Origin of the sequence: Nocardia sp. NPDC056100 (assembly GCF_042266325.1) — a bacterium.
Lineage (GTDB): Bacteria > Actinomycetota > Actinomycetes > Mycobacteriales > Mycobacteriaceae > Nocardia.
Genome location: NZ_JBHJVY010000006.1, coordinates 369,512 through 392,955, shown reverse-complemented (window position 1 = coordinate 392,955; position 23,444 = coordinate 369,512). Strand labels below are relative to the sequence as shown.

The 23,444-nt window shown below is 67.7% G+C and carries 15 protein-coding genes; 6 read left to right on the top strand and 9 right to left on the bottom strand.

The window, feature by feature from the left end; translation table 11 throughout:
• Positions 1-244 precede the first annotated feature (244 nt).
• From ACFC0O_RS40885 to ACFC0O_RS40865, 5 genes are all read right to left on the bottom strand, one after another.
• Complete coding sequence (locus ACFC0O_RS40885; RefSeq protein ID WP_375967606.1) at positions 245-4,747, bottom strand: SbcC/MukB-like Walker B domain-containing protein; 4,503 nt, start codon at positions 4,745-4,747, stop codon at positions 245-247.
• The gene (locus ACFC0O_RS40880) at positions 4,747-6,330 is read right to left on the bottom strand and encodes a TIGR02678 family protein (protein WP_375967605.1); all 1,584 of its coding nucleotides are present in this window, start codon (positions 6,328-6,330) and stop codon (positions 4,747-4,749) included. The genes ACFC0O_RS40885 and ACFC0O_RS40880 overlap by 1 nt, the downstream gene beginning before the upstream one ends.
• Complete coding sequence (locus ACFC0O_RS40875; protein WP_375967781.1) at positions 6,330-7,943, bottom strand: TIGR02677 family protein; 1,614 nt, start codon at positions 7,941-7,943, stop codon at positions 6,330-6,332. The genes ACFC0O_RS40880 and ACFC0O_RS40875 overlap by 1 nt, the downstream gene beginning before the upstream one ends.
• Before the next feature lie 328 nt (positions 7,944-8,271).
• Positions 8,272-9,045, bottom strand: coding sequence for a DUF2127 domain-containing protein (locus tag ACFC0O_RS40870; protein ID WP_375967604.1), 774 nt, complete (start codon positions 9,043-9,045; stop codon positions 8,272-8,274).
• A gap of 160 nt (positions 9,046-9,205) precedes the next feature.
• Positions 9,206-10,345 (bottom strand): XRE family transcriptional regulator, encoded by a 1,140-nt coding sequence (locus ACFC0O_RS40865; RefSeq protein ID WP_364633890.1) that lies wholly within the window; start codon positions 10,343-10,345, stop codon positions 9,206-9,208.
• Positions 10,346-10,589: 244 nt separating this feature from the next.
• Here ACFC0O_RS40865 and ACFC0O_RS40860 point away from each other — a divergent pair, with 244 nt between their 5' ends.
• Positions 10,590-10,895 (top strand): hypothetical protein, encoded by a 306-nt coding sequence (locus ACFC0O_RS40860; protein ID WP_067562883.1) that lies wholly within the window; start codon positions 10,590-10,592, stop codon positions 10,893-10,895.
• Here the strand turns inward: ACFC0O_RS40860 and ACFC0O_RS40855 are convergent.
• A complete protein-coding gene (locus ACFC0O_RS40855; RefSeq protein ID WP_375967601.1) occupies positions 10,797-13,418 on the bottom strand; it encodes an AMP-binding protein in 2,622 nt (873 codons plus the stop codon). The genes ACFC0O_RS40860 and ACFC0O_RS40855 overlap by 99 nt on opposite strands.
• A gap of 69 nt (positions 13,419-13,487) precedes the next feature.
• On the bottom strand, positions 13,488-14,381 hold the full coding sequence (locus tag ACFC0O_RS40850; RefSeq protein ID WP_309230821.1) for a PAC2 family protein: 894 nt from the start codon (positions 14,379-14,381) through the stop codon (positions 13,488-13,490).
• A 198-nt stretch (positions 14,382-14,579) separates the two neighbouring features.
• Between ACFC0O_RS40850 and metH the strand changes: the two genes are divergently transcribed.
• The 3 genes from metH to ACFC0O_RS40835 all read left to right on the top strand — a co-directional run bounded on the left by metH (position 14,580) and on the right by ACFC0O_RS40835 (position 20,734).
• On the top strand, positions 14,580-18,158 hold the full coding sequence (gene metH, locus ACFC0O_RS40845) for a methionine synthase (protein WP_375967600.1): 3,579 nt from the start codon (positions 14,580-14,582) through the stop codon (positions 18,156-18,158).
• 84 nt (positions 18,159-18,242) lie between these two features.
• Positions 18,243-19,952: a serine/threonine-protein kinase gene (locus ACFC0O_RS40840; protein ID WP_375967598.1), complete on the top strand. Its 1,710-nt coding sequence runs from the start codon at positions 18,243-18,245 to the stop codon at positions 19,950-19,952.
• A 119-nt stretch (positions 19,953-20,071) separates the two neighbouring features.
• Positions 20,072-20,734, top strand: a complete 663-nt coding sequence (locus ACFC0O_RS40835) for an HAD family phosphatase (protein ID WP_364633899.1) — start codon at positions 20,072-20,074, stop codon at positions 20,732-20,734.
• On the opposite strand, the gene ACFC0O_RS40830 is transcribed toward ACFC0O_RS40835, so the two are convergent.
• A complete protein-coding gene (locus tag ACFC0O_RS40830; protein ID WP_375967597.1) occupies positions 20,721-21,395 on the bottom strand; it encodes a CPBP family intramembrane glutamic endopeptidase in 675 nt (224 codons plus the stop codon). The genes ACFC0O_RS40835 and ACFC0O_RS40830 overlap by 14 nt on opposite strands.
• A 78-nt stretch (positions 21,396-21,473) precedes the next feature.
• Positions 21,474-21,911: a nuclear transport factor 2 family protein gene (locus ACFC0O_RS40825; protein ID WP_375967595.1), complete on the bottom strand. Its 438-nt coding sequence runs from the start codon at positions 21,909-21,911 to the stop codon at positions 21,474-21,476.
• A 50-nt stretch (positions 21,912-21,961) separates the two neighbouring features.
• Here ACFC0O_RS40825 and ACFC0O_RS40820 point away from each other — a divergent pair, with 50 nt between their 5' ends.
• Together ACFC0O_RS40820 and bla are read left to right on the top strand one after the other, a co-directional pair.
• Complete coding sequence (locus ACFC0O_RS40820) at positions 21,962-22,444, top strand: MarR family winged helix-turn-helix transcriptional regulator (RefSeq protein ID WP_375967593.1); 483 nt, start codon at positions 21,962-21,964, stop codon at positions 22,442-22,444.
• A gap of 95 nt (positions 22,445-22,539) precedes the next feature.
• Positions 22,540-23,439 (top strand): class A beta-lactamase, encoded by a 900-nt coding sequence (gene bla / locus ACFC0O_RS40815; RefSeq protein ID WP_375967779.1) that lies wholly within the window; start codon positions 22,540-22,542, stop codon positions 23,437-23,439.
• Positions 23,440-23,444: the final 5 nt, after the last annotated feature.

The window sequence follows — 23,444 nt, the reverse complement described above, 5'->3', positions numbered from 1 at the left end:
GATACACCAATCCTTACGGCGTGGCGCGCCGCGACACGCGTAATCCGGTGGTGCACGAGTTGTTTACCAGGGGTGTTTCGGACCGCCCGCCGAGGGCCGGTTCCGTAGCCGTGTCCAGGCCACTGGACACGGTGCGGACGGGATTCGAGTGACGATCACCGCAACCGTGCGAAACCGGTCATGAAGAGCGAAGTTCGCGTAAGCCCCGCGCGCGGACCGTGATTCGCGCGCGGGGCGGCGTCCGTCAGAGCAGCGCCATCGCGCCTTCCACACCGTGCGGGAGCCGACGCCGATTGGGGGAGCCGAGCGCCGCGGTGAGATCGGTGCCGTCGTGTTCGGCCAGCAGATCGGCGCTGTCCCACACCAGCAGCGTTGCGCTGACGGTGTTCTCGGCCGCGGAGTGCGCAAGATCGTAGTGCGAGCACCCCGGGACATGCGCGTAGGTGATCCACAGGTCGTAACCGGTCATGAACAGGTCGAGATCGAATTGCACGGACAGGCCCAGCAGTTCGCTCTTACCATTGTCATCGACACCGGCGAACGCCTCGTCCAGCGCCAGCAGGCGCGGGGCCTGGGGGTCCGCCGAATCCAGCATGACGTGCGCGGCCGCGAACAGCGGCAGGTGCAGCGATACCGACTGCTCACCGCCGGACAGCGCGCTGTGCCTGGCCACCGTGAGCCGATCCTCGGTGCCATCGGAGGTGATGATGGTGAACGAGAACGACCGCCAGGTGCGGTAATCCAGCGTGGCGGCCAGAATCTCCGGGAACGAACGCTCCGGATGGCTCGCGCGCGCGGCCCGGATCTCGGCCGCGAAATGCGCACGGATGGTGGCGAGATCGTCCGGGACCAGTTCGGCGGAATCGCGATCGAGCAGTTTGCACACCGCCCGCGCGGGCTCGGACAGATTGTCGGCCAGCACCCAGTGCACGCCGATGGTATTGCCCGAGGACATGCGGCGCTGCTTCATCTCCATGCCCATGCGGGTGATGAGATCGCGTGCGTCGCTGGTGCGTTCGTGAATCTGCTGGGCCAGACCGGTGAGCAGCGCGTCCTCCAGGATGCGGCGCTCGGAATCGGTGAGCAGCAATTCCTGATCCCGGCGCGCGCCGCCGATGCGCTCGGCGAAATCCGCCAGTGACGACAGGCCGTGATCGTCGTGCACCTGCACCACGGTGAGACCGTCCGCGGCGTCCCAGTGCAGGCGGTAGTCCTGCCGGGCCGCGGTGAGCGCGGCATCGAACTCCTGCAGCGCGGTGGTGACGGCGCTGCGCGTGGACTTGCGGGTGGCCTCCCCGGCGCGCACCGAAGCCGTTGCGGTGGCGAGGTTCTCGAACAGTTCGGCGACCTCGTCCGGGAGCACCTTGGGCTCCTGCTCCGGATCGCCGTTCTCGATGCGGTACAGCAGCTGTTCGGGCGTGGACCAGGCCGCATCGCTGCTGGGCCAGCGGCTCTCGATCGGCGCGCCCAGCAGGCTCAGCAGGTCCGGGCGGGCGTACGGGGCCAAATGCCTGACATCGGCCAGCAATTCGGTCAGCGCGGTGCCCAGGGTGTTGTGCGCGGCACGGTGCGCGCCCTCGGCGGTGCCGACGGCCTCGATCGCCTCGTGTGCGGCCTTGCGGGCCGACTTCTGTTCCGCGCGTGCGGCATCGATGCGCTCGCGCGCGGCCTCCAGTTCGCGATCGATATCGGCCGCGCCCGCGCCGAGCGCCTCGCGCAGCGTCTCCAGCTTGCGCAGCTGCTCCTCGTACCCGCCGCGCGCCGCCTCGGCCTCCTCGGCGAACGCCTCGGCCAGATCGGTGGCCTCGTCGAGCCGATCCCCGGCCTCGCGGGAGCGTTCGTTCTCGCGCTGGGAGTCCCCGCGCAACCGCAACAGCGCGGTGCCCGCGTTCTCGAAATGCCGCACCGCCGCGGCCAATGCGTCCAACTCGGCCGGATCGCGCGGTGCCTTGTGCTCGGCCGCGATAGCCCGCACCTTCTTATCGGCCGCGCCGTACTCACCGACCGCCTGATCGAGATCACGCTCCGCCTGCGCCGCGGCCTCGGACCGCGACCGCAACATCCCCGCCGCCTCCGAAACCGCCCGCAGCGCACCGGTTACCGCCGTGGTCCGCGGCAAAGCCTTGGCAGCGGCCGAAACCCGCCCCAACTCAGCGGTCGCGGCCTCCTCCTGCTCCAGCGCCTCCTGCACAGCGGTCTCGGCGGCTTCGATGGCCGCGACCAACTCCGCCAGCCGCAGCTCCCGCCGCCGAGCCCGCGCGGTGGTCCCGATGAACTCCGCATCCGCCTTGACATGCCGCCCGACCTGCACACCCTGCCGATAACAGCCATCGGTCGCGATGGCGAGCGAATCGGCGGATCCGGCAACCGAATTGGCGGCGGGGAGTGCGGCGGCAGTGGTCTCGGTCTTACCCGTGGTCGGCGATTCGTGCAGGGCGATGGACGCCAGCACATCGGCGACCGTCTGGCGCGGCACGGTGAGGTTGTCGGAATCGTCCTCCACCACAAGCACATCGGCGAGGGTGCGACCGCTCGGGCGCTGGGCTTTGGGCAGCGGGACCAGGAACTGGTCGGAGGCGTGGTCCGGCACGATGGCATCCGCGCACACCCAGCCGTCCAGCAGGTTCGCGGCCTGGAGCGCCGCCTCGATTCCAGCGGCCGCTTCCGGACCGACATGATCGGCGAAGCGAACCAGACGCCACAGCGGAGCACCGGCGTGCTCGCCGCGCACATCCGTGCGTGCGGTGAATGCCTTCGGCGCGTCATCGCGTTCGGCCGCGACCTGCTCACGCTCGCCGCGCAATTCGGCCGCCCGCGCCTTGGCCTGTGCGGCACGCGACTTGGCTTCCTGGCGGCGGCCGCGAATTTCCTCGGTGAGAGGTTCGGTGCGCTCGGCCAGCACTTCGGCCGGGGTGGCGAGTATCGGGCCGTTTTCCGTGTCGGCGTGGAAGGCGGTTCCCGGGATTGCGTGGGTGCTCGATCCCGCGGCCGAAATCGAGGTGGCCGAAGCACTGTCGGGTGCCCCGGGGACCTCGGCCGCCGCACCGTTGTCGAGAGCGGTCGGCGAGGGTGCGTCGCCTGCCTTGCCTTTGGCGGGGGCATCGGCGGTGTCACCCTTGCGTTTACGGCCCTTGCCTGCCTGGCCGAGCATGCCCGCTGCGGCGTTGTGGCGCTGTGGGGACGGGTTTTCGGTGCCCGCGGCGGCGAGGGCGTCGTTGAGGGCTTCGAAGAGGCCGTCGCGGATGGGGGTGTAGACCTCGCGGTGCTCGTCCCACCAATCGCGCAGGGAGATGGCGGTGTTGGAGCGGGCCAGGGTTACCGAGGCTTCGGCCTGGGCGAGTTCGGCGGCGGCGGCTTCGCGGAGTTCGGTGGCGCGCTGGGTGGCTCGTTCGGCGCGGGTGCGTTCGGTGACGGCGGCGTCGACCATGGTCAGGGCGCGGCGCACGGCGCGGACGTCGGCGTCGCGCTCCTCGGCGTGACTGCGGACGGTGGTGGTGAGGTGATCGGCTCGGGCCTGCTCGGGGAGTGAGGTCCAGGGGATGCCCGCTTCCTCGGCGGCGGAACGCAATTCGTCCTCACCGCGAGCCAGCGCGGAGGAGGCGTGCTGGACGGCGGCGGTGGCGCGCTCGGATTCCTGGGCGCGCTGATCCACGGTCTGGCGGGCCTTGAGCGCCTTGTCCCGGTGCACACCGGAGGAGGTCTCCAGGCGGCGCACGGCGTCGGCGAGATCGTCGAGCTGCTGTTTGCCCTCGTAAGCGCTGGAACGCTGCAGGGTTTCGCGATCGGAGAGCGCCTGCTCATAGGCGCGATCGGAATCCTCGGCACGGGTCTCGGCGGCGGCGCGATCGGTTTCCCGGCGCCGGCGCAGCGCGGCGGCCGCGTGCAGGGCGGTGCTGGCGTGCGTCACCGCGTCCAAGCGCACGCGCACCTGATCGATATCGGTCTTCGCCTGCACCGCAAGGTATTTGCGGTATACACCGACGAAAGCCTTGGTCGCGGAATCGGCCTGGATAAGGCCCTCCAGCGTGCGCCCGACCTCCTCCATATCGCTGAACGACCGCGCCGCGTCCAGGATCAGCTGTTCGTCGAGCGGCCGCAAACCGTCGGTGAGCGCCTGCGACAGCCCGCGCGGATCCAGGTTCTTGGCCAGCTGCGGGCGGCGCAGCGTCAGAATCAGATTGATGAGCTGGTCGTACCGCTGCTGCCCGAGCCCGAACATACGGGCGTCGATGGCGGCGCGATACTCCACCGGCCGATCCACGATCGCGTCACCGCCGATCTGCTCGGCCAGCTGTTTGCGGGTGAGCGGGCGATCATCGGGTCCGAGCAGCGAGAAGTCCACGCCCACACGCCCGTCGGCGACGAAATACCAGCGCGTCACCTTGTCCGAGGAGCGGGTGGCGCGCATCCCGATGCCGACGGTCACCGTCTCCGGATCGGACCAGGACCCGCGCGCGAACTCCATCCACACGTACGAATACGCCGATTCCTGCTTGCGGTACAGCAGATTCGACTTCATGGTGCGCTCTTCACCCGCGAACGGATTCAACCGCCGCGGTTCGATCCGCCCATCCAGCACGAACGGGAACAGCACCTCGAGCGCCTTGGTCTTACCCGACCCGTTCGGCCCGCGCAGCACCAATCGCCCATCGGCGAAACAGAACTCCTGATCCCGGTAGTCCCACAGGTTGACGATGCCCGCGCGACTGGGGACGAAGCGGACTCCACCGTGAATGAGGTCGCCCATCAGCTCCCGGATCCCTTCTCTGTAGCGACAAGCTCGGAATTGTCCGCGGCGGTCTCCGCCGGATCGGGTGCGATCGCGGACTGCGGGTCGACCCGCTCGGCACCCTCCGCCGCGGCCGCGTCGTCAGGGACGGCCGGGGCGGGATCCGTCACCGGTGCACCGGGTTCCGGCCGCGCGCCGACATCGGTCGGTGAGATGAACAATTCGGTTTCCGCGCGGGTGCGGATGGTGACGATGGCACCGCGATAGCGGGCCAGGGCGGGCAGGATGAGCAGGCCGGAACCGAGGTCGTCCGGTGCGGGGGAGCCGGATGCGGTGGTGTCGACCCGTTCGATCAGGCGCAGTCGCTCCAGCAGTCCGACCACCTCGACGGTGAGTCCCGGGACGTCGGCCTGCCATTGGGCGGCGAAGGTCGCGCCGTAGCGGCCGGTGAGCATGCGCACGGTATCGCGAATCCAGGCCGATTCGATGAACGGATAGTCCGGGATCTCGGGCTCGGCGTCCTCGTCATCCGAATCCTGTTCGGCGGCAAAGATATCCACGGTATCGGCGAGCGGCGCGAATACCGTGGTGACCGGGATTGCGGTATCCAACTGGTCCGCCAGGTCGGCGCGCGGGCGTTCGGGCCGGGGGATGCGCGCGACGGGATTGTCGAGATCCAGTACGAGGTCGGCGATCTCACCGGCCAGCAGCAGCGCGACCTGCGCGAGCGTGCCCGTGCCCGGGAACCGCACATCGGACAGTCGCCCCGAACTGTCGATCAGCGCAACGCCTTCCGCGCGCCGCTCGGCCTTGAGCCCGGTGACCAGCTCGACCTCGTGCACGAGTTTCTCCTGCGCGAGCAGCGATCGATGCGGCTCCGCCAGATCGTCGGCGTAGACGACCGGCTGTTCCACCAGCGCCCGCCGCACCGCGCGCGATGCCAAAGCCATTGCGGGGGAGCGGGTATCACCGCCACCGGCTTCCTCGCCGAGCAGTCCGGTCACGCTCTGCAGATGCTGTAGCGCGCGCGGTGGCCGGAACAGCGCGAAAACGACGGATCGGTCGATATCGTAAAGCGCCTCGCCCGCTTCGGGATCGCTCGCCCAGCCTCCGGCGTCACCGTCGGCGAGGGTGACCGCACCGCGCGCCGCCAGCCAGCCGACGGCGTCGACGAACGCGTCGCGATCACCGGCCCGGTCGGCCGCCAGATCGAGCCCGTCCACCCGCTCGGTGTACGAGGCCACCTGATCCGCCAACTCCGACAAGGTGATCTGATCACCGGCTCGCCCCAGCGCGGCCAGCGCCAGCGCCAGATAGGCGTATCGCCGCCGATCGAAGAGCCGATCCGCCGCCGTGCGCGCGGGCCGCCCGGCATCGAGGCTGTCCAGCACCGGGAACAGCCGAGCCGTGGATTCGGTGACCTCCAGCCGGTACCCGAACAGCTCCGCCAGATCCTCGCGCAACTCCGTCGCCCACCGCCGAATCAACGGCAGCGCAATCCGATCCGGATAACTCCGGGTGATCAGATGGTTCGCCAGCACCACCCGAGCCGCCCGCTGATAGTTGTCCAGCGCCAGCGAATCGATAGTCCGCGCATGCATCAGTCCACCCCCTCCCCGGAACCGTCCACGGCCTGCGAATCCCCAGAGGCGTCACTCGCGCCGCCGCCGGTTGCGGTGTTGGCACCGGACTCTGATCCGCCGCCGGTCGATGTGCGGTTGGCGGCGTGCGCGGCCACGGCTTTGCTCTTGCGCGTGGACGCCGTCTCACGCACCTGGAGTTTGCGGTTGTTCAGGTGCAGGAGCCCGCGCGAGGTGCGCACGACCGTGGAACCCTCGTGCTCGGAGACGGTGAGGGTGACGCCGCTGTCGGATCCCGTTGTGCCGGAGACTCTTCCGCTGACCGGCACCCAGGCGGTGGAGGCGGCGTCGATGAGGCGGAGCAGGACCTCGGTTTCGCGTTCGTCGAGTTCGCGGTCGTGGACGTCGGCGGCGGCCAGCGAGCGCGCGGCCTGGGAGCGGGCGCGCTGGGCGTCGAGTTGTGCCTCGCGCAGGCGGCGGATGCCCGCGTCATTGCGTTGCAGGCGCGCCGGAGCGCCGGGCGTCGGCGGACGGCCGGTTTCGGCGAGGGTGCGCGCGATCTCCAACGGCGGTGCGTCCCACCAGGATCGGATCGCCGGAATGATATCGGCGTCGGGGTGGTGCATGGCCAGATGCCGGGGCCTGCCGAGCCCGAAGACGGCATCGAACAGCGCGTGCGCGGCATCCGCGCTGGGAGCCGCGGTGAACCAGCCCGCCAGATGGCGCAGCGCCGATTCCCGGCTGACTCCGCCCTTGCGGGTCTCGGTGACTCGCCGCAGCAGTGACAGCACCGCGGCGATGGCGCTCATGGTCGCCTCGCGCAGCCGCTCGCATTCAGTGAGCCCGCCCTCGGTGCCGTCACCGATGAACCACGCCCGCAGGCCCTGCCAGCGCGCCCGCCAATCCGCCTCGCGCTCAGCGGTATTGAGCAGAACCCGCTCGTCACAGCGAGCAGCCCGTTCGATGAGCTCCTCGGCCCCGGTCTCCTCCACCTCGCGAATGGCCGCGGCCAGCCGGGGCGCGAACCGTGCCAGGTCCATGGAGAACTCACGCATATGCGCGAGCAGCGCGTCCTTATGAGCCAGGAAGGCTTCGGGGGTGGCCTCGGTGGTCCGCACCAGATCGCCGAGCGTGAGATAGAAATGCGCCGCGCGATCCGCCAGATCCGACAGCGCCCGATCGAGCCGATTCAGCACCCGGTACACCCGGGGCGCGTCCCCACTTCGGTTCGCCTCCGCGAGGGTGTGCAGATCGGCGAGTAATTCGGGCAGCACCAGTCGTGAGAGCGACGCCTCATCGAGCCGCGCTTCCAGTACCTCCGACACTGCCCGATATGCCTGAAACCCGGCCTGCGAGAACTGGTACACGAAATGCCGATTCCGGTACTCGGCCAGCGTCGCCGCCCGCGTCCCGTCATAGCTGCGCTCCAGCACCCCCCACTGATGCAGCTGCTCCAGCAGCGGCCCCACCTCGGTGGGGGTAAGCCGCGGCCCACCGGGGCAACGATTGAGCGTCTCCACGACGTCGGAGGCGTGCAACAGCACCACGTAGGCCCCGCGCGCCATATCGAAAGCACGCAAAACCCACAGGTAGTCGCCCCGCTTCTCAGCCGTTGCGAAGGAGAACAACCGCAGCCGCTCGGCATGCGCGAACTCCTCCACGCCGGCCCCTGCGGGGTCGGGCAGCAATCGGTCAGCGGCTTCGGTCACCGAAGGAAGGTTAGTACCGCCCACCGACCGGTCTGGCATTGCGGCGGGTGTCGGCGCGCCCACACCCGGTTTCCGCCCGATGACGGCGGTGGAACGGCCGGACGTCACTCGGCGCCCGCCGCGCACTCCCAGTCATCTGGGGCGCGCAGTCACCCGGGGGCGCGCACGAGTGATCACCGGGACCCAGTCGTCGCGATCGCGCGTGTTCGGCCCGTGAGTTCCCGGTGATCGCTTCCTCCGATGTACGCGGACCCTACGTCGTCCCGGCGGCCTGGGCCGCGACGGCCGAACGCTCCACTGTCAGCAGACTTTCGGTGTGGTGTTCGGCGTAGTACGCCTTCGCACCGCCATTGAGGCCGAACAGGCGCTTGCTCCAGAGCAGCCAGATGACCGCGGCGAGGTTGATGAGCAGGGCGCCCGCGCGGATGACGGTCACCTTCTCGGTGAGTTCGTAGATCTCGAACGGCAGGAAGAGACTGGTGGCGATGACGGCGAAGTATTCACCCCAGCGCTTGACCAGCCACAGGCCGACCGCCTCGGTGAGTTGGATTGCGGCGTAGGCGAATATGCCCACTGCCACCCAGGTCAGCGTGGTGGGGGAGAGGGTGAATGCCTTGTCGATCCAGTGCACGATCTTGGAATGGTCCGGATCCCAGCCGATCTGGTCGGCCAGCTGCCGGATCAGTGGCAGCTCCTCGCCCCACTTGTCCCGCCAATGTTCCTGGGAGCCGCGTAGTTTCAGCACGCCCGCGCCCACCAGAATCAACACCAGTGCCCGCAGCACCCGCTCGGCGGCCAGCAATCGCATGATGATCCGGTCGCGCAGCAGATGTCCGCGCGGCACCTCCGGCGCGTTATCGGCCGGACCCGTGCGTCGCGGCTCACCGGGCACGAAATCACCGCAGCGCAGGCAACGCCACGACTCCCCGGCGGGCGTTGTCACATGCAGTCGGGCGGCGAGCTCGGGTTCATCGGGCGCGTAGGTCTCATGCCCGCGGGTAGCGCAGGTCCACAGACTGAAGTCCATGGGCTGGAGCGTAACCGGAACGCCCGGCGCGCGCCCCGAACGCCGCCGCGCGCACCCGGCCTTCGCCTCGAACGCCTGCAGCGGGCACTCGGCCTTCGCCCCAAACACGCGCAGCGGGCACAGAGCTTTCGCCCCGAATGCGCATGGTGGGCACTGAGCCTCAGCCTGCCGCGAGGGCTCGCAACTGGTCGAGGTAGGTGCGGGTGCGGGGGTCGCTCGGGAAGCGCTGGATCATTTCTCGGGCGGTCTCACCGGCGATCCACATCAGGGAGGGTAGCGAGCGGCGTTTGCCGGTGAAGGCGCGCATGCCCTCGTCGAGGGCGAGTTCGAGGTTGCGGTCGCGGACCGCGACGACGGCCAGGGTCAGGTGTGCTTCGGAGACCCGCATGGGTTTGCGGATGGTGCCGTCGGGGCGGGTGGCGGACAGGATGACCTGGCGCGCATAGCTTTCGGCGAGGCGATCGTCACCGGCGACGCGACAGCAGTCCATGGCGTAGAAGTCGAACTTCTGCGGATCGACCACGAAGTGATTGTCCAAATTGGCCGGATGGTCCAATCCGTCCAGTATCGAACGGCCCTGCGCGAGTGCGGCTTCCACCTCGCGGCGATCACCCAGCCGGGCCCACGCCTTGGCGCGCTGCGCGCACAACTGCACCCCGACCCCGAGCCGCCCGGTGCTCGCGTGCGCGGCCTCCGCGGTCTCTATCGCCCCGCGATAGTTCGCCTGGGTGAGCGCGAACCAGGACGCCATTTCGGCTCCCCAGCCGATGATTTCGACATGTTCGGCCTCCTGGCCCAGCGATACCGCGGCCCGGCGGGTGGCCTCGGCGGCGGTGCGCCAGCCCAGGTCGTAATCCACGCAACCGACCAGTAGGGCAACCCATCCCGCGAGCACCAGCACCTCGCGATGCTGTGCCAGCGTGAGTCGCCCATCCAGCAGCGAGGTGATGCGCCGCAGCCAGGCCGTGCCCTCGGTATGCAGCTCATGCGGATCCGCGCACGGATACTCCGAACACAGCCGATCCGCGGTGATGCGAATGGCGTCCAAGGTCGCCGAGGAGACATCGGACATGCGCAGCCGCCCGATGAACTCGAGGGTGTCCATCCCGGTCGCCGAGAGCAACTCGTCATCCCGATTGGGCCGGGCCTTGGGAAAGAATGCCGCCGTGACGGTGTCGAATGCCGCCGCGATTATCGGGGCGTAGAAATCATCGGGCCGGGACTCCCCGGATTCCCAGCGCCGCCAGTTGCGCAGAAGTGTGCTGTCGGTTGGCAGATTGTGGCTCGATTTGCTCCGCATGGTGCGCACGGCATCGGCTTGTGACCACCCCCGAGCATCGCGTTCGGCGCGCATTCGGACAGCCCAGACAGGTCGATCATCGCCAGCGGACACACTCTGTAGTATCCCACTGGTTAACGCTGGATGGACCCGGATAGGGCATGTAGATGTCAGTGGGTTGACATCTGCAATTGCATTCGCGAATACACCATGCTGGTTTCGGGCACACTTCAGGACAGCGATCCCCAATCCAACGGAGGTTCGGGTGGAAGCGTTGATCTATGGGTACGTGCGTGACGATTTGGCAGACGGCCGTAGCGATGAGCTCGAAGACGCTATGACCAGCCTGGCGCAATCAGCCGGTTTCTGCTTCGCGGCCACGTTCCATGAATCGACCCCCGGCGATGGCACCGCGTTCGCGGAGCTAACAGCCGAACTCAAGCGTGCCGATGCACACCATGTGGTGGTGCCGTCACTCGATCATCTTGCCGGCCAGACGATTCCGCGCGATCTGCTGATCGCGAAACTGGCTCATGAGGCGGCCGCGCAGATCTGGGCCGTCGAGCACTGATTCCAGCATCCGGCGAACCGGCCGGTGGTGCACCGTAATTCGCGCCGTCACATTCCGGGCCCTGCCCATGAGTTGTGCGGCCGCGATTCCGGCTGCCACCGACGCCGTCAGCGCCAGGATGTGATGCTTGCCGAACAGCGGATACACCTGCCAATGCAGGAGATACGCGAACAGCGACGAGTCGGCGAGCAGTGCGGCCGCGCCCGCGATCAGTGCCGGCACCCGCACCGACGGCACCCAGATCAGCAGCAGCAGACCGGCCAGCACCAGGTGTTCGCGATTGCTCTCGCCGAAATATCCGGGCACGGTGAGCACTGCGACCCCGGTCAGCAGCGCGCGCTGTGGTACCGACGTGGCCTTTGCGCCCGCCCAGCCGAGCACGAAGAACCACACCGCCAGCGGTGAGAATGGAATATCGTGCGGCGCATAGAGATCGAAGGACCGGTAGCGGAAGATCAGCGCGACCGCGAGTACCGCCATGGCGAACCAGAACGGCGCGCGCCGTTCCAGGGCATCGACCAGCGGCAGCCGCAGCAGTAGCGCGCCCGCGAGCATGAAGTAGACCGCGACCTCCACGAACCACAGATGCCCGGCGGTCGGACTGTCCTGCGGTCCCAGAATCTTGTTGAGCAGCAGCACGTTCTGCCAGCCGTAGTAATCGGTGAAGGCGAGCGTCAGCGCAACCCACAGGCCGGTCGGTACGGCGATCAGCGCGACGGTGCGCAGGGTTTTGCGCAGTCGCTGCGCGGCCGGTGCGGGCGTAACGCCGAATCGGGCGAAGTTGAACCCGGCGACCGCCAGCATCACATGTGCCCCACCCCACAGTACGAAAAGTCCGATATGCGAACCCAATACGGTGATGATCCCGGCGGCGCGCAACAGACTCGTGGTGTCCAGCGATCGGCCGAACCGCCGTTTGCGCCGGGGCAGCGACTCCAGTTCGGCCACCGTCATGGTCTGCCAATTCGCCGGGAGCTGTCCCAGCGCCCGATCGAGTTTCACCGACAGCGCGACATAGGTGAGCGAATCGCCGCCCAGATCGGCGAAGGTGGCCTCGGGAGTGATTGCGGCGGTGTCGAGTCCGAGCGCATCGGCGAACAGGGTCCGGACATTCGCGGATGGCCTGCTGCGAGCGACCGGTAAGCGCCGAATGGCTGGATAGTCCGGTTTCCCGGAGGGCAACCGCGGGATCTCGCCGACCGTGCACACCCGCACCGCGGAGACCGGCAGACCGGACAATTGCGCCGCGAGTTGCGCCGCGGCGGCCGCATCCTCACTCGTGACGGCCACCACCAGCGATTCCGCGTCATCGGTGCAGCAGACCGTATAGCCCGCCGCCGCCAACCCGGATTCGATGCGCTGCAAATCTATTCGCAGTCCGAAGATCTTGGCGAACCGCGACCGGCGGCCGATCACCCGATAGAGCCCCTCGGGGGTACGGCAGGCCAGATCCCCGGTCCGCAACTCGGTGAGCTGCGGACCGAGCGCGAGTTCGGCGGGCGATTCGGCATAGCCCATCATGATGTTCGGGCCGCGATAGACGAGTTCATCACCGCCCTCGTCGACCGGTTCCAGACTGAACGAGCCTCCGGGAATGGGGATTCCGATGCAGTCGGGCCGTGTGGCCGCCAATCCCGGTGGCAGATAGGCCATTCGCGCGGTGGCCTCGGTCTGGCCGTACATCACATAGAAATCCCAGCCCGCGCGCGCACCCATCCGGGCGTAATGCCGTACGCGGTCGGGGTCGAGTTTGCCGCCCGCCTGGGTGATATAGCGCAGCCGCGGCAGCGCCATGCGTTCGAAGCCGACGCGTTCGAGCAGATCGAAGGTATAGGGCACGGCCGCGAAAGACGTTGCGCGATGACATCGGAAGTCATCCCAGAACTCCGGTTCCAGCACCGACCGGCTCGTCATGAGCAGGCTCGCACCGCGCAGCAGATGGCTGTGCACCACCGAGAGGCCGTAGCAGTAGAACAGCGGCAGGGTGGTGGCCGCGCGATCGGTCTCCCGGATATCGAGGTACTCCGCGATCGATTCCGCATTGGCGAGCAGATTCCGATAGGAGAGCCGCACCAGTTTGGGGGAGCCGGTCGATCCGGAGGTGCTGAGCAGCAGCGCCAGCTCCGGATGCAGGGTGTGCGCGGAACCGGTTCGCCGCCGGCGCGGTTCGGGAATCGCTCCGTCGCCCGATTCCACGACGATATCCGGATCGTAGACGCGGAGCATTTCGTCACTGACCGAACCGGTGAGCAGCACCGCGCAGCCCGCCTCGAGCGCACCGAGATAGGCCACCAGCGAACCGATGTCATTGCGGGCGGCCATGGCGACGAGCCGCCGGACCGGTTCGGTTGCCCGGCATTCGCCACCGGGCCCCGGTGAAACCTGTTCCGCGCGCAGTCTGTTCGCGAAATCACAGATTCGCGTGGCTAGTTCGGCATAGCTGAGCTCGTGGCCGTCATCACCGATGATCGCCGTTCGATCGCCGAATCCGTTCAGGTGCGCGGCAATCCGTGGCGAGCTCATTCGGGACATTCTAGGCAGGGTAGGCTTACCTGTCGGCAAGCCACTCCCGAATGAACCTAAAGTTAACGCCTAGAGACCGAATCCGCCGCGACCCCGCCTGCGCAGGTACTTCTCGAATTCCGCGGCGATGGCGTCACCGTCGATCTTGGCCATGGCCTCGTTGAGATCGACCTCGGCATCGCCGCGCTCCTCCAGCGAGCGGACGTATTCGGCGATTTCCTCATCGCCCGTGGTCATCTCGTTGACCGCGCCCTCCCACTCCTCGGCCTGTTCGGGCAGACCGCCGAGCGGAACCTCGACATCGAGCACATCCTCGACGCGATGCAGCAGCGCGATGACCGCCTTGGGATTCGGCGGCTGCGAGACATAGTGCGGCACCGCGGCCCAGAAGGAAATGGCCGGAACCCCGGCGCGCACGCACGCGTCCTGCAGCACCCCGGTGATACCGGTCGGCCCCTCGTAGCGGGTCTGCTCCAGATTGAAGCGCTCCGCGGCTTCCTTGCTGTACGCCGTACCGGTGACCGGCACCGGCCGGGTGTGCGGGGTGTCGGCGAGCAGTGCGCCCAGGATCACCACGGTCGAGACATCGAGCTGCTCCACGAATTCCAGCAGGTCATTGCAGAACGAACGCCAGCGCATATTCGGCTCGACCCCGCGCAGCAGCACCACATCGCGATCGCTACCGGGCGGGGAGCACACCGAGAGCATGGTGGACGGCCAGTGAATTTCCCGGGTCACGCCGTCGACCTGGCGAACGGTCGGCCGGTTCACCTGGTAATCGTAATAATCCTCGGAGTCCAGCTCGGCGAGCGGCTGTGCGTCCCAGATCAATTCCAGATGCTCGACGGCTCCGCTCGCCGCATCCGCCGCGTCGTTCCACCCTTCGAAGGCGGCGACGAGGATCGGATCCCGCAGCGTAGGCAGGTCCGAATCGGGTGGCACCGGGGGTTCACTGGCGTTCACCCGGTCAGCTTAGGGGGTTGGACACCCGGACGCGCCAGCGACGCGCAACCGTGCTGGTCGGCGAGCCGGTGAGCGGAAGGCCGAAGTGGCCTGCGAAAGCGCGGAGAAGGGCGACCCGCCGGGCGGCGCGCGGGGTTCGCGACCCGGCGCGCTACACCGGGGGCCGGATTGTCCGTGCTCCCCACTACTCTTGAGGACATGTCTGTGTCCCCCCGCGCCGAGTTCGACACCACCCTACTCGACACGCTCAGTCGGCGTGTCGTCATCGGCGACGGTGCGATGGGCACCATGTTGCAGGCCGCTGACCTGACGCTGGACGACTTCCGCGGCCTCGAGGGCTGCAATGAGATTCTCAACGAAACCCGTCCTGACGTGCTCGCACACATTCACCGCGCCTATTTCGAGGCCGGTGCCGACGCCGTCGAGACCAATACCTTCGGATGCAATCTCCCCAACCTCGCCGACTACGACATCGCCGATCGGATTCGCGATCTGTCCGAGCGCGGCACCCGCATCGCGCGACAGGTCGCCGATGAGATGGGCCCGTCCGCCGACGGCACCCCGCGCTATGTGCTCGGCTCCATGGGTCCGGGCACCAAACTGCCGACCCTGGGTCATGCGCCCTACGCCTCGCTGCGCGATGCCTACGCCGAGGCGGCGCTGGGCATGCTCGACGGTGGCGCGGACGCCATCCTGATCGAGACCTGCCAGGACCTGTTGCAGGTCAAGTCCGCGATCGTGGGCAGCCATCACGCCATGGCGCGCGCGGGCCGCAAGATCCCGATCATCACGCACGTGACCATGGAGACCACCGGCACCATGCTGGTCGGCTCGGAGATCGGGGCGGCGCTCACGGCGCTGGAGAACCTCGGCATCGACATGATCGGATTGAACTGCGCCACCGGCCCGGACGAGATGAGCGAGCATCTGCGCCATCTGTCCAAGCACGCGCAGTTGCCGGTCTCGGTGATGCCCAATGCCGGTCTGCCGGTGCTGGGGGCGAACGGCGCGGAGTATCCGCTCACGCCCGAGGAGCTCGCTATCGCGTTGAGCGGCTTCGTTTCCGAGTTCGGCCTGGCGCTGGTCGGCGGCTGCTGCGGTACCACGCCCGAGCACATTCGCCAGGTCGCCGAGGCGGTGCACGCGGTCACCCCGGCGGTGCGCCAGCCGGTGCACGAGCCCGCGGTGTCCTCGATCTACTCCGCGGTCCCGTTCGAGCAGGACTCGTCGGTGCTGATGATCGGTGAGCGCACCAATGCCAACGGCTCCAAGGCTTTCCGCGACGCCATGCTGGCGCAGGATTGGCAGAAGTGCCTCGATATCGCCAAGGATCAGATTCGCGACGGCGCGCACATGCTCGACCTGTGCGTGGACTACGTGGGCCGTGACGGCGCGGTCGATATGAATGAGCTGGCCTCGCGCCTGGCCACCGCCTCGACGCTGCCGATCATGCTGGACTCCACCGAATTGCCGGTGCTGCGTGCGGGTTTGGAGCAGCTGGGCGGCCGCTGCGCGGTCAACTCGGTCAACTACGAGGACGGCGCGGGACCGGAGTCGCGGTTCCAGCAGACCATGGCGCTGGTCGCCGAACACGGTGCGGCCGTGGTGGCCTTGACCATCGACGAGACCGGTCAGGCGCGCACCGCCGAGACCAAGGTGGCCATCGCCGAGCGGTTGATCGCCGATATCACCGAGAACTGGGGCCTGGCCGAATCCGACATCATCGTCGATACGCTGACCTTCACCCTGGGCACCGGTCAGGAGGAGTCGCGGCGCGATGGCATCGAAACCATCGAGGCCATCCGGCTTTTGAAGCAGCGGCATCCGAATGTGCAGACCACGCTGGGTCTTTCCAATATCTCCTTCGGCCTGAACCCGGCCGCGCGCCAGGTGCTGAACTCGGTGTTCATGAACGAATGCGTCGAGGCCGGACTGGATTCGGCGATCGTGCACGCCTCGAAAATCCTGCCGATGGCGCGGATTCCCGAGGATCAGCGCAAGGTCGCGCTGGATCTGGTGTACGACCGCCGCACCGAGGACTATGACCCGCTGCAAGAGCTGATGGCCATGTTCGAGGGCGTCTCGGCGGCCTCGTCCAAAGCCTCGCGCGCCGAGGAGCTGGCCCAGCTGCCGCTGTTCGAACGCCTGGCCCGCCGCATTGTCGACGGTGAGCGCAACGGCCTGGACGTGGACCTCGATGAGGCCATGAAAGAGGTTCCGCCGCTGCAGATCATCAATGAGACCCTGCTCTCGGGCATGAAGACCGTCGGTGAGCTGTTCGGCTCCGGGCAGATGCAGCTGCCGTTCGTGCTGCAATCGGCCGAGGTGATGAAAACCGCTGTCGCGCACCTGGAACCGCATATGGAGGCCACCGACGACTCCGGTAAGGGTCGCATCGTGCTGGCCACGGTCAAGGGTGACGTGCACGATATCGGTAAGAACCTGGTGGACATCATCCTGTCCAACAATGGCTACGAGGTCGTGAATCTCGGTATCAAGCAGCCGATTTCGGCGATCCTGGATGCCGCGGTGGACAAGAAGGCCGATGTGGTCGGCATGTCCGGACTGCTGGTCAAGTCGACCGTGGTCATGAAGGAGAACCTGCAGGAGATGAATGTCCGCGGTGTCGCGGAACAGTTCCCGGTGCTGCTGGGTGGTGCGGCGCTGACCCGCGGCTATGTGGAGAACGATCTCACCGACGTCTACGAGGGCGATGTGCACTACGCCCGTGACGCTTTCGAGGGTCTGCACCTCATGGACGAGATCATGACCCGCAAGCGCGGCGGCGGCCCGGATCCGGACAGCCCCGAAGCCCAGGCCGAGGCCGCGAAGATCGCCGAGCGCAAGGCCCGGCACGAGCGCTCCAAGCGAATCGCGGAGGAGCGCAAGGCCAAAGAGGTGCCGATCGAGGTGCCCGCCCGCTCGGACGTGGCCGCGGACCTGCCGGTGCCGACCCCGCCGTTCTGGGGCAGCCGCGTGGTGAAGGGCCTCTCGGTGGCCGAGTACTCGGGTCTGCTGGACGAGCGGGCACTGTTCCTGGGCCAGTGGGGTCTGCGCGGTCAGCGTGGCGGTGAGGGCCCTTCCTATGAGGAGCTGGTGGAGACCGAAGGCCGTCCGCGGCTGCGGTATTGGCTGGACCGGTTGATCGCCGAGGGCGTGCTCCAGCATGCCGCGGTGGTGTACGGCTACTTCCCGGCCGTATCCGAGGGCGACGATGTGATTGTTCTCACCGAGCCCAAACCCGATGCGCCGGAACGGTATCGGTTCACTTTCCCGCGTCAGCAGCGCGACCGGTTCCTGAACATCGCCGATTTCATTCGCTCGCGCGAACTCGCGGTACAGCACGGACAGGTCGATGTGCTGCCGTTCCAGCTGGTCACCATGGGACAGCCGATCGCGGACTTCGCCAATGAGCTGTTCGCGGGCGATAACTACCGCGACTACCTCGAGGTGCACGGCATCGGTGTACAGCTCACCGAGGCGCTGGCGGAGTTTTGGCATCGCCGCATCCGGGAAGAACTTGTGCTGGAAGGGCATTCCGTCGCCGACGACGATCCTTCCGATGTGCTGGAGTACTTCAAACTCGGCTACCGTGGCGCACGGTACTCGTTCGGGTACGGTGCCTGCCCCGACCTGGAAGATCGGGCGAAACTGGTGGACCTGCTGGAGGCGGGCCGGATCGGAGTGGAGCTCTCGGAGGAACTGCAGCTGCATCCGGAGCAGTCGACGGATGCGTTCGTACTTCTGCACCCGGAAGCGAAGTACTTCAACGCCTAAGATTTTCGAAGAGTTACCGGCGGGCTCGTCGCGCAACGTTGCAGGGTGGCTCGGCGCGAAAGCCAGCAGGAGGGGCACAACCACATGACTTCAGACCGGTTGATCACGGGGCGGTACCGACTAACGGATCCGATCGGCACCGGTGCGATGGGGGTCGTGTGGCGCGCGACCGATGTTCGGCTGCGGCGCACGGTCGCGGTCAAGCAGTTGCTGTTGGGTCCCGGGCTCACCCGGTCCCAGGCGATCGAGGCCAAGATGCGCGCGATGCGGGAGGGGCGCATCGCGGCGCGACTGCATCACCCGAACGCGGTCACCGTCTTCGATGTGGCGGAGGAGGACGGCCAGCCCTGGCTGGTCATGGAATACGTGGACGCGGTCTCGCTGGCCGCGCTCATGCGGGAGAAGGGCAATCTCGCGCCCACCGAGGTCGCCCGGATCGGTGCCAAGGTGGCGGCGGCGCTCGCGGCCGCGCACAAGGCCGGGATCGTGCATCGCGATGTGAAACCCGCCAATATCCTTGTGGCCGATGACGGGACGGTGAAGATCACCGACTTCGGCATCTCGCGCGCCATCGGTGATGTGACGGTGACCTCCACCGGATTCCTGGCCGGGACGCCTGCGTATTTGTCGCCGGAGGTGGCGCGCGGTGAGAATCCGGAGCCGCCCTCGGATGTATTCGCGCTGGGCTCAACGCTTTTCGCGGCCGTCGAGGGAATGCCCCCGTTCGGTGAGGGCGATAACCCCCTCGCGGTACTGCATTCGGTGGCGCGGGCGCAGGTGCCCGAACCCGCGCACGCGGGCGCGCTCGGGCCGGTGCTGATGGATCTGCTGGCCGCCGAAGCCGCGGACCGGCCGACCATGGAACAGGCCGCCGAACGACTCCAGGCCGTCGCCGACGGGCGGGTCACCGCGCCGATTCAGCAGACCAAGGTGCTGCCCACGGTCAATGACGGTGCGGCGGTGGACAGTTCGGCCGCCACCACGGTGCTCGCCACGTCCACGACCGGTCAGTCCTCGGCCAATGCCACCGATCCGACGGTGCATATCGCCACCGGCGGACCGTCCGCTCGCTCCACCTCGCCCGAGACGCCGGTGCCGCCCGTACCGCCGTTCACGCCGAAAACCGGTGGGCAGGACCGGAATCGGCGACAGCTCGGACTGGTGGCGCTCGGCGTCGTCGGTGCGCTGGTGCTGGCCGCGCTGGTGGCGTACGCGGTGAGCCGGGGCGGTAATGACAATTCACCGGTGGCCGGGGAGACCACTTCGGTTGTGGCACCGGTGAATCCGTCGGCCCCGCCGTCCACGCAGGCCGCCATCGGTCCGGCCGACGGCGGCGCCGGGAATACCGAACCCAGCCAGGGCGCGCAGCCGACCACGACGCATCCGCCCGCCAGCACGACCACACCGCCGCCCGCCAGCACCACCACGACCCCGGCCAAGCCGAGTACGACGACCCCCGCACCGCCGACCACGACCCCCGCGGGTCCGCCGTCGGCCGCCTCGGTGGCCTCGTTCATCCAGGGCTACTACGGCATGCTGCCCGGCAATGTCGGCGGCGCGTGGTCCATGCTCTCGCCCGGCTATCAGGCCTCGACCGGTGGTTTCGGCGCGTACTCCCAGTTCTGGGGCAGCGTCGCCGCGGTGAGCGTCGGCGGGGTCACCACCACCGGTGACAATCGCGCGGTGGTGAATCTGACCTACACCATGCGGAACGGTCAGGTCGATCGGGAGAGCCGGTGGATCCAGGTCGATTCCACCGGCGGCCGGATTCTGATCGCGGCGTCGGGGTTGTAGTCGATTGGTCTGGACCGGATCGCACCCGCGAATTCGGTCCAGACCAATCGCCCGATAACCTGTACACCGCCTCGCCTCCGCGAGCGCCAGTGGCAGTGGATGACAGGAGTGGTGTTCCGGTGACGCGTTTGGACGCGGTGTTGTGGGATATGGACGGAACGCTGCTCGATTCGGAGAAGCTCTGGGATATCGCGGTCCGGGAACTCGCGGGCGAACTCGGTCACGAGATGAACGATGCGATGCGGCATGCGCTCATCGGCGCGTCCGGCCCGAACGCGCTGCGCATCATGTTCAGCGGTTTGGGCGTGGCGGCCACACCCGAGGCGCTGGCCGAGGCCGATGCCTGGATCGAACGCCGGATCATCGAACTGTTCCGGGATCCGGTGCCGTGGCGGCCGGGCGCACAGGATGTGCTCGGTGCGCTGCACGCGGCGGGTATTCCGATGGCGCTGGTCACCAATACCAAACGGGCACTGACCGAATACGGCCTGGACACCCTGGGGCGGCACCACTTCGCCGCGACCGTATGCGCCGATGAGGTGCCGCACGGTAAGCCGTCGCCGGATGTCTATCTGCGGGCGGCCGAGCTGCTGGGGGTCGCGCCCGAACATACGGTGGCCATCGAGGATTCGCCCACCGGTGCCGAGGCCGCCGCCCTCGCGGGCTGCACGGTGCTCGTAATCCCCTGTGAGATAGCGGTTCCCGCAGCTCCGGGGCGCACCTTCCGGGATTCGCTGGTGGGTCTGACGCAGGCGGATCTGCGGGGGCTCATCGCCCGTTGAGCTGAACCCGCGCCGCCGGTGCGGCCCCGTGATAGAAGTACCGGCCCAGGCCGACGGTGAAAACCATGATGCCGTACACCGAATGCTCCACCGACGCGGTGAACAGGGACTGGGTCTTCGCATAGCGATCGGCGAAGATCCAGCCGCCCACCCCGCTCGCGGCGACCGAGAACCAGCTGCCGAATACGATGTGCACGTAGCCGAAGGCGGCGGCGCTGGCGGCGACCATGGCGCGGCCCTCACCGAAAACCGGTGCGTACCGGTGGAACAGGAAGGATCGGAAGATCAATTCCTGCGGGTACACGCTCAATGCCGGGTACAGCACCATGACCGCCAGCCAGATCGCCGGGTTGCTGCGCGGCAGATCGAACAGATCCTCCCGCCGCCGCACCGCGACCGCCGTGGTGAGCGCCAGTGCGCTCGCCCCCGCCAGTGCCGCCATCGGCCGTGCCTGCTCGCGCACGGCCGCACTGCGCCACAGCGCGTCCCGATCGAAGCCCGAGGACCGGCGCAGGTAAACCGTTGCGCCCGCGGCCAATGCGAGCAGTACCGGAATCGGCGATCTGCCCCGGCCCACCGCGTTGTACAGGGTCGTCCCGCCGAAGAACAGCCCGGCGTACTCCGCCGCCAGATACACCCGCCGCCGCGATCCAATCCTCATGAGCTCACGATAATTTCCGCGGGCGCACCGCGCTGACCGCCGAAGCTGAACATTGGGTTCCGTGGGCTGACCTGCGGCTCAGCGCCGCTCTGCCGCTCCGGCGCCGGCGGTGATGGGTTCATAGCAGTCGTAATTGCGCTGGGCGAGGATCTTGCCGTCGCGGAATTCGAGCACGGTCGCGATATGCGCGCGCAGCACATGGCCCGCCGGGAGCTCGCCCATGGCCACCGCCGTGGTGCCCTCCCAAAGCACTTCCAGCGCAACCTGATCGCCCGCGGCGATGGCATTGAGCACTTCGAAGTTCTGCTCGCGCACATTCTTTCGGCCAGCCTCGGCGGCGGCGCGCAGTCCGGCGATATCGCGGACGACGCCATGGGGGAAGAGCGCGTTCGGCAATTCGTGGTGTACGGCTTCGGGGTGGAAGAACTCGGCGAGCTCGTCACCGACCGCTGATCGGGAGACGGCGCGGTGGTAGCGGACGGCGATATCGATATTGGGGTGCTGTTGCAGCGTCATGTCCACAACCATAGTTGCACAACTATGGTTGTGCAATAGAGAATGGTGCCATGCCCGCATCGATCGATCCGCTCGACCTCGACACCGGAACCCTGGCCCTGTTCGTCGGCAATGCCGGCGCGGCGGCGGTCCAGAAACAGTTGGCGGACGCGGGTTTCGGCGATCTCCGCTTCTCGCACGGCTATCTGTTCCAGCACCTGGTCGACGGTGAACCCACCGTCAGCGCCCTGGCCGCCGAATTGGAGATGACCCAGCAGGGCGCGTCCAAGGCCGTCGCCGAACTGGAGAAACTCGGCTACTGCGAACGCGTGCCCGACCCGATCGACGCCCGCATCCGCCGCGTTCGCCTCACCGCGCGCGGCCATGCCGCCATCGCGGCCGCGCGCACCGCTCGCGCGGATCTCGATCGCCGGCTCACGGAGCGTTTCGGTACCGAGGCCCTCGACGCCGTTCGATCCCAGCTGGCCGAATTGCTCGCCGAACTCGGCGGCACCGCGGCGGTGGCTCGCCGTGCCGTGCGCCCGCCTCGGTGAGCTGGCGACTCTGTGGCAATGGCGCAATGGCGAACCTGCACGGCCATATTGATCTTGGTTATGGTGGATTGGTGACTCGTTATGGCACAACCGATTTGGGGCGACGCGCGGTGCTCGGCGCGGCGCTGGTACTTCCGATCGCGGCCTGCGGAAAGGCGGGATCGGGATCGGGTTCGGATCCGGGACCGCCGTCGCCATCCCGAACGGTGGATCTGAGTGCGGGGTTCGGGGAGTTGGAAACCAGGTTCGGGGCTCGGGTGGGGGTATTCGGGGTATCGATGGGGTCGGGGGCGACGGTGGCCTATCGATCCGATGAGCGATTCGCCTACTGCTCGACCTTCAAGGCCATTGCCGCGGCGGCCGTGCTGGCGAAGAATCCGCTCGAGTATCTCGATACCCGGGTGATGTTCTCGCGGGACGCCATTCGATCGATTTCACCGGTGACCCAGGATCGGGTGGATACCGGAATGACGGTGGGGGAGCTGTGCGATGCCGCGGTGCGGTTCAGCGATGGCACCGCGGGGAATCTGCTGTTGGATCAGATCGGCGGGACGGCCGGATTCAACGCGTATCTGCGCTCGCTCGGCGATGACGTGGGCAAGATGGTGAACTATGAGCCGGAGTTGAACAATGTAGCGCCGGGCGATGATTCCGATACCACCACACCGCGCGCCATCGCGGACAATTTCCGTGCGCTGCTGCTGGGATCGGCGCTGCCCGAGGACAGGCGGGCCAAACTCTCGGATTGGCTGGAACGCAGTCTTACCGGTGCCAAGCGCATCAAAGCCGGTGCGCCGCAAGGGGTGACGGTGCGGAGCAAAACCGGCACCGGGAACTACGGGCGCGCCAATGACGTGGGGGTGGTGACGCGGCCCGACGGCGCGACCTGGGTGCTCGCCATCATGACCGACCGGGTGCGGGACGGATACGACTCCCAGCCCAGTGAGGATTTGATCGCCGAATCCGCCCGCAAGGTATTCGCCGCGCTGCCGTAGCTCGG

Bases quoted from the DNA above. Each gene is read 5' to 3' on its own strand.
- ACFC0O_RS40830 (WP_375967597.1), bottom strand. From the start codon at position 21,395: ATGAGGATTGGATCGCGGCGGCGGGTGTATCTGGCGGCGGAGTACGCC.
- ACFC0O_RS40855 (WP_375967601.1), bottom strand. From the start codon at position 13,418: ATGAGCTCGCCACGGATTGCCGCGCACCTGAACGGATTCGGCGATCGA.
- ACFC0O_RS40885 (WP_375967606.1), bottom strand. From the start codon at position 4,747: ATGGGCGACCTCATTCACGGTGGAGTCCGCTTCGTCCCCAGTCGCGCG.
- ACFC0O_RS40870 (WP_375967604.1), bottom strand. From the start codon at position 9,045: ATGGACTTCAGTCTGTGGACCTGCGCTACCCGCGGGCATGAGACCTAC.
- ACFC0O_RS40825 (WP_375967595.1), bottom strand. From the start codon at position 21,911: ATGACGCTGCAACAGCACCCCAATATCGATATCGCCGTCCGCTACCAC.
- ACFC0O_RS40865 (WP_364633890.1), bottom strand. From the start codon at position 10,345: ATGCGGAGCAAATCGAGCCACAATCTGCCAACCGACAGCACACTTCTG.
- ACFC0O_RS40880 (WP_375967605.1), bottom strand. From the start codon at position 6,330: ATGCATGCGCGGACTATCGATTCGCTGGCGCTGGACAACTATCAGCGG.
- ACFC0O_RS40840 (WP_375967598.1), top strand. From the start codon at position 18,243: ATGACTTCAGACCGGTTGATCACGGGGCGGTACCGACTAACGGATCCG.
- ACFC0O_RS40820 (WP_375967593.1), top strand. From the start codon at position 21,962: ATGCCCGCATCGATCGATCCGCTCGACCTCGACACCGGAACCCTGGCC.
- metH (WP_375967600.1), top strand. From the start codon at position 14,580: ATGTCTGTGTCCCCCCGCGCCGAGTTCGACACCACCCTACTCGACACG.